A 6,527-nucleotide genomic window follows, 5' to 3' on the forward strand; every position below is an offset into this window, starting at 1 on the left:
TCGCGCGCCGGGCCGGTCTGGTTCGTTGGCAGATGCGGCTCTATCTGAGCCCACTGCTTGTCGTTGAGCCAGAACAGTCCTTTGCGCATCGAAGTCCCCGGTGCCGAATCAACTTAGCACCAGGGAATCAGAACTCGCTAATTAGGTACAGACCCTAGACCAGCTGTCATCCCAGAAGGAAGATGGAAGAGCACGATGCGCCCCGCTGTGGCGGCGCTCCCAGGCGCTCTTGCGCGGCCAGTGTGAGGGTCGCTCTCACCACGCTTCCTGTCTGATCGAGCAGCCCAGCTGCTGTGTAATCAACAAGAGCGGAGCAGGAAATATGCATCTAGCGTCTCTTTCAGCTGGCAAGGCCTTCATTGCGGACATGGCAAGACGAGGTCGAACGATCGGCACAGTACATACTCTGGGTGCATTGCATCAGGGGCACGCGGAACTGATCAGAAGGGCCGCAGTCGAGAACGATGTGGCCATTGTCACGGTCTATCCGAACAAGATCCAGCTCAGCCCTGGTCCTAAATACGAGTTCAATTTGGATGATGACATTGCGCTTGCGCTAGAAGCGGGCGCTTCTGCTGTGATTTCGACGACGGACGCGGAGATGTTCCCGCCAGGATATCGAACGTTTGTGTCTCAAGGGGATTATCCGCTGCGTGCGAACGGGCCTCGTGGGCTCCTCATGGAAGGTATCACCGGATGCATCCGATGGATCTGTTTTGCTCGACCATCTCGCAGTTATTTCGGCTTGAAGGATATTGGACAGGCTCTTCTCGTAAAGCGAGCGGTGGCAGATCTGCTTCTTGATTGCGAGATACGATTTGTGCCGACAGTACGATACAAGAATGGAGTGCCTATTTCGTCACGTTTGCGACACTTCAATCGTTCCGAGCTGGACGAGCTTTCGTCCCTCTTCCTGGCGCTGGACCACTTGAGAAAAGAGGCCGCCCGGGGAGTATCTTGCGCCCAAGACCTGATAGACTCGGCAAGACCGCTGATCACATTCCGACGGTTTGAATTGGAATCTCTTCGCATTGTTGGCGCGGACAGCTTTGAAGATCAGAAGCAGATCGAGCTTCCCTTCATAATCAGTGGAGTCGCCCTTGGTCGCGGCCTCAGAGTGCCTGACAATATCTTTGTACCGGATCAAGATTCACTTTTGCATGGTCCTGCTGATATATGGATCGACTTGCCCGAAAGGTGGGAATCTGGCGATCATGCACAGGCGCGGGCTTGAAGAGATCAGCGGCGGTTCGCGCATTGGTCGCCCAATCGGCTAGGCGTTCGAAATGTCATTCCAACCTGCTGCCTGTCTCTGGCGAGTTGCTCTCGCTCCAGCCGAAGCTCTTCGGCTTTGCGCGACACCTGGAAGTCCTTAATTGCCAATTGCTCCTCGAAAGGCTGACGGGTCTCCGGGAGGAGAGAACCGCAAGGGACTCTGTGAGGCGAACGAGGGTCCTGCCGTGCATTGATTCCGTTGACCGCAGGCCTGGTTGGCGGATCACGTGACGTTGATCGTGCTATTCGCGCACTTCCTCTTTCGCGGCGACTTTCATCACCGAGCAGGTTGCTGACCTATACAGATCGGGGAATTACAGCATGGGCAGAGTGTCCCCGTTGGAATGTCCCTCCAGTGAAACAGAGCTGGTCCCGGTTGTTTCCGCGTCGATAGATGGGACCGTTGCCGGGGCGTTAGGCTGCCATACGGAATGGCAGCGGGTAAAGTAGGTTTAATCCGGCGTGCTGCCGCCATGACCCGAATGGGGACGCCTACTGTTATGGAAGTTGAGATATAGGCCGATCGGGCTGCGCGCCTGGCTGACGCTGTCATAACGGGCACATCTCCTCGTGTTTGACGTTGCTCCAGAGCCGTTCGACAAACGCGTTGTCTCGCCATGCGCCGTTCCGTCCATGCTGATCGCAATACCGTTGTCGGCGAGCACGCCGGTAAAAGCCTGTCCAGTGAACTGAGAGCCTGAGCCGCGTTGAAGATGTCCGGCTTGCCGGGACGAGCCAAGGAATACGCCAGCGTTCGACGCAGAAGGCTGTTTCATGGTGATCGACAGTCGCCACGACAGACCGCGACGTGCTGCGCAGTCCAACACCACAGCGAGATCGGCGAAGCCAAGCGCCATCAGAATGTAGATGATTCCATCGCCCGAAACTTGGTTCGGTCGCGTAATCTCCATGACGCGCAGCAGATATGGATGGATCTTGTGGCCGGGCTCGGGTCTGGTGGTGCGCGGATGGCGATAGAGCGCTATCCCAATCCGCCGCATCGCCGTCTTCACATGCTGGCGGCCGATCTTGCTCTCTGAGCCGTCGTTGATCCCTATGGCCGAATTGAATCGAGGTACTCTCCAGCAGCATTGAGCTTCATTCCACCGAGTAGTCGCTTTCCTACCGGGCGCCTCGGATCGGAAACATGCCGATGTCACTGTAGGAGCACCCATCCGAACAACAATCGAGGGGCCTGAATCGGCCGTAGGGTCAGGTTGTACAACACGACGGCGGGATCTCCGCGGAGCATAGGCAATGAAACAGCTCTCTCTCTGTATGATAATTTATGTTGTTTGCGGACTGCTTGGGCTGAATGAGATTGCGCTCGCGGACTCAACGCGGCGCTACGGTTGCATCATAGACGGCACCGATCGAGAGCCGACAAGCGATCGGAATGGGCGCACCATTGTCAGCCTTCAATACACCTGCCGCGTTGCCGATGGTCTGTTGAAGGACGCGGGAATTACGGGACTGTCGGTCAGCGAGTGGGGCAGTGAGAAAGGAAGGTACTTGGCTTCTATCGACATTTACCGTGCGCTCCACGGAATTGCGGTTGGTTCAGGGGACCGGTTCCTCTGTCACGGAGGACAACAGGGCTGTTGGCATCGCAGCTTCCGGCAAGATGGTGTTTAAGTTCGCATCCGGATCGTTGGCGGCTCTCTCAGGAAGAACCGTAAAATTCACGACCAAACCCGTCAGTTCTCGTCAATTCGAGATGGAATTCACAGATTGGCCTGAAGCCGCTCACCCGAAATGCCTCGCGTCGCGATAACAGTCATCTCGTTTCCGAAGGTCGAGTCGAGCTGTGAAGCCGCGATGTTTCCATTCCTGGCTCCGCGACCAAATAGGGTGGTGAAGTGGAGCACGTCGTGGCGCGCATTGGCGAACGTAAAAAGCATTTTGTGAGATACAATTAAATTCCGAAATAGAACGTCAATGGGAAGCCGAGACGAATTAGCACGCCTTGGTGTGCGTTGCGTGCACGGGTCACTCCGCCGAGGTCGTCCGCGGCTGGCGGTGCGGGCCGTCTCGGCTTTTCCGAGAAGAGGCTTGTCACGGCGCTCAACGTATCGGACATTTGTGCGAGCGATGCACGTCAAGTCGCGACTTAGTTCAATCCTCTAGATTGGCAGCGATGTTGATATCCAAGCTATTAACTTGTGGTAGAAAAGTGCTGCGTAGTTGCGCTGATTGATGAGACCGCGAGTTATCCGCTTCGTCCTCATAAGCTCGAATGTACCTGTTGCGGACGTGTGAAGAGTTGCCTTCCCAAAAATATCTTTAAACTTAGCTCCCGGACAGAGCGAACATTTCTCATCGGCGAAAAGAATGCTGGTTTCGTTCATGGACTGGACATCTGTTGACCGTATGATTGCAACGTAAGAGCGAGGTAATCGATCATGTTGCACGTCGATCCCGGCACCGCTGCCCGTCGACTCGTCCTCCGGTCAGAGCCGATGCAAGAGTCGGAGCTGTGCGCGGCGGAGCGGGTCACACGATGGTCGTGGTCTGTAGCCCAAGATGCATTGCAGCCTTTTGTGGCGAGTGCTGCAACACATTGCGACCGAGTAGGGTGCATCACCAGGCCGACTTGGGTGGCTTCTGTTGTCGGTCCCTCGACCGAGTGGTCACGCAGCTTTGTTCGCGCATCACGATAGCGAGAGAATGAGCATGAGCAACATGACAGATAACATTATCCCGCGAGCGGATATCGTCAAATCCACGGCCCGGCTCGGTGCCGAGATCAAGAACGTCAGACTATCAGATGAATTATCAGACGAGATGGTCCGGGCTATTAGCCAGTTACTCCTTGAGCACAAGGTCATCTTCTTCCGTGATCAGGGACATCTCGATGATTTCGAACAGCATCGCTTTGCCCTCAGGCTTGGTTCGCTGGTAACGCCTATAGATATGAAGCCGGATCGTCGCAGCGGTCATGGGCGCCAGATGCACACGGACGTCAGTTTCGGTGACGAATGTCCGAAGATCTCGGTGCTGCGCGGCGTCGTGATCCCGCCTGATGACCGTGACACAGTTTGGTCAAGCACTCCGGCCGCGTATCTTGATCTTCCGGAGCCGCTGCGGATGCTGGCCGACAATCTCTGGGCAGTGCACCGCAGCACCTATGATTGCACTTTGACCAGGCACTCCGCCCAGATGGATGCAAACCAATTCGGTGATGTCTTCACCGGAACCATCTGCGAGGACGCGCGTCCGGTTGTTCGCGTCCATCCCGAGACGGGCGAGCGCTTGCTCGTGCTCGGAGAGTCCGTGAGGAACTTCGTCGGCCTGGAAAGATATGCGAGCCAGAAGCTGTTTGACTGCCTTCAATCTTACCTCGCCTCGCCCGAGAATAGCGTAAGATGGAGCTGGAAACCAGGCGACGTTGTAATCTGGGATAACCGCGCGACCCAGCGCTGCGCCATCGGAAAATCCAGTGACCGAGATGGAGTCGAGAGGCGTTCTATCGATGGCGATGTACACCTCAGTATCGCTGGTCCTCGCAGCGTGGCGCGCTCCAAGCCAAAGCTGCAGACGGCCAAGGCTGCCTAGTGTGGCCACTGATCTGGTCTATCGTCAAAGAAGGAAGTGATCTGAATTGAGCGTCACCAACGCTCTCCTGCGCGCAATGAGGCTGAGTAGCTGATGCTCCGCCTTGGTCTGTTGTTTCCGACGTTCACGACGATGCCCCACTGAAGCTCGAATGGATTCGCATAAGGCACACGCATCCAAATTGTTGGTACTCCTCATGTTCGCCTCCGAAACGATCCGCTCTCTTGCGTGCAGTGCTGAATGAAGTTTGCAGAGAACTCCCGGCTGATGAGACTGGCACCCGAACGCACGTAGCTTCGAGAATCCTTGAAGCTGCGTCACGAGGAGAGACGTCCATTGAGGTCCTCAAGCAAATCGGCCAGACGGCGTTGACCAGCTCTCCGACGATGTGGCCTCAGAAGGGCTCCCACTGTGTTAATCCGGCAGCCGTGGTCGGGGTGGCGAGCTCACAGGAAGCCAACATGGATTGCCACCGCGCGACTGATCCGCAGCGACGATTGGCTCGAGGTCAGGCAATTGGCTGCTTGCAAGGCAGTAGGGGCCGCCGCATCAGGTGCTGAATTGAACCTCTTCGTTAAGAAGCTATTTCAGCCTCGGCGAATGATGGGTGGCCGCTATGGCTGCGGTCAAGGCGACGCATCCAAAAAACCTCAGCCAGGCGAAGATGCTATGAAAAGTTCATCCGCGTCACTGCTCAAGATTGACGGCGCAGGTTCGCACATCTGGTCTTGCCGAGCAGGCTCCATCTACAAATCATGTGATCTCCGCTGCGCGTGCTGCGGTCTAGCCGTTCACGAGCAGTGCGCTGATGCCTTGTCACACCGCTCGTACCCGCATTGTATTTATCGCAAATCTCAAAGTCCGGCCCGACCGCAGACAAGTGCGGAGCCGCGGCGAGCCATTCCTCGATGATGGGTTGTAGGGGTCGAGCATCGATGGCACATAGCTGCCCGATGAATGCCCCGCTGCTCACCCACTTTCCAACCATCGTCGAGCTCTCGGGCAAGGCGCCACGACGCTTTGCGCACCGGCGCGATAGTCATCGCTGGCTTTCGAGCCCGCTGATCAACGCGCTCGCCCAGCTCATTGAGCGTCCCCCATCTGTGCCAGCAATGCCACCGGATCAACCGTGCGGTAAATCTCCTCGCTGGCGGTAGCCTTCGATCTGATCGGTACTTTAAGACTCAAAGGGCTCTCAGCCGATTTTTTCCAAATCGGCCAGGCACTTTTCCAGGTTGCCCTTTGCTTCGTTCAAGAGCCTTTGCGTTTCACCAAGTCGCTTGAAGTCAGGTTTCACTGGGCCGGCAGCCACGGCGCTGAAGTGTTGGCAAACAGTCGTGAGATCGTTCGATATGTCCCTCGAGAACGAACGCTATATTTTCGAGGGGCACGAGCTCCGAGAAGAAGCTCTTCGAAACAGGGTCGTCCTGGCCGGTGGGGCCCTCGAACTTCACCTCGACGAATGGAACGAGGACATGGCGATTATCACGCGCAGCTCTGCCTACACTCATGACTAGCGAACTGAAGGTTGCGCATTCCAGGGATGGTGATCAGGTGTTCCAGGCGATGGTGATCACGGATTCCAGTGATCGCGATCAGGTGCGGAGGCGAACACGGCTGACGATTGCATCTGGGCTCGAAATAGTCTCCTCGTCAAGATTGGCGGGTTGGTTTGGAGATCGTCCCGGCGGTCCATG

3 protein-coding genes and 1 pseudogene are annotated in these 6,527 nt (G+C 56.4%); 3 read left to right on the plus strand and 1 reads right to left on the minus strand.

Annotation, left to right across the window (positions count from 1 at the left end):
• Positions 1-322: 322 nt before the first annotated feature.
• Positions 323-1,234: a pantoate--beta-alanine ligase gene (locus IVB48_RS32370; protein ID WP_247406496.1), complete on the plus strand. Its 912-nt coding sequence runs from the start codon at positions 323-325 to the stop codon at positions 1,232-1,234.
• Positions 1,235-1,727: 493 nt separating this feature from the next.
• Here the strand turns inward: IVB48_RS32370 and IVB48_RS32375 are convergent.
• Positions 1,728-2,306, minus strand: a pseudogene (locus IVB48_RS32375) (integrase core domain-containing protein); the annotation flags it as partial.
• A 1,636-nt stretch (positions 2,307-3,942) separates the two neighbouring features.
• On the opposite strand from IVB48_RS32375, the gene IVB48_RS32380 reads away from it, so the two are divergent.
• Both IVB48_RS32380 and IVB48_RS32385 read left to right on the plus strand, forming a co-directional pair.
• Complete coding sequence (locus IVB48_RS32380; protein WP_247406499.1) at positions 3,943-4,830, plus strand: TauD/TfdA family dioxygenase; 888 nt, start codon at positions 3,943-3,945, stop codon at positions 4,828-4,830.
• A 1,509-nt stretch (positions 4,831-6,339) separates the two neighbouring features.
• A partial coding sequence (locus IVB48_RS32385) for a hypothetical protein (RefSeq protein ID WP_247406503.1) occupies positions 6,340-6,527 on the plus strand: 188 nt, incomplete at its 3' end.

Origin of the sequence: Bradyrhizobium sp. 76 (assembly GCF_023073025.1) — a bacterium.
In the GTDB taxonomy this organism is placed as follows: domain Bacteria; phylum Pseudomonadota; class Alphaproteobacteria; order Rhizobiales; family Xanthobacteraceae; genus Bradyrhizobium.

Bases quoted from the DNA above. Each gene is read 5' to 3' on its own strand.
- IVB48_RS32380 (WP_247406499.1), top strand. From the start codon at position 3,943: ATGAGCATGAGCAACATGACAGATAACATTATCCCGCGAGCGGATATC.
- IVB48_RS32370 (WP_247406496.1), top strand. From the start codon at position 323: ATGCATCTAGCGTCTCTTTCAGCTGGCAAGGCCTTCATTGCGGACATG.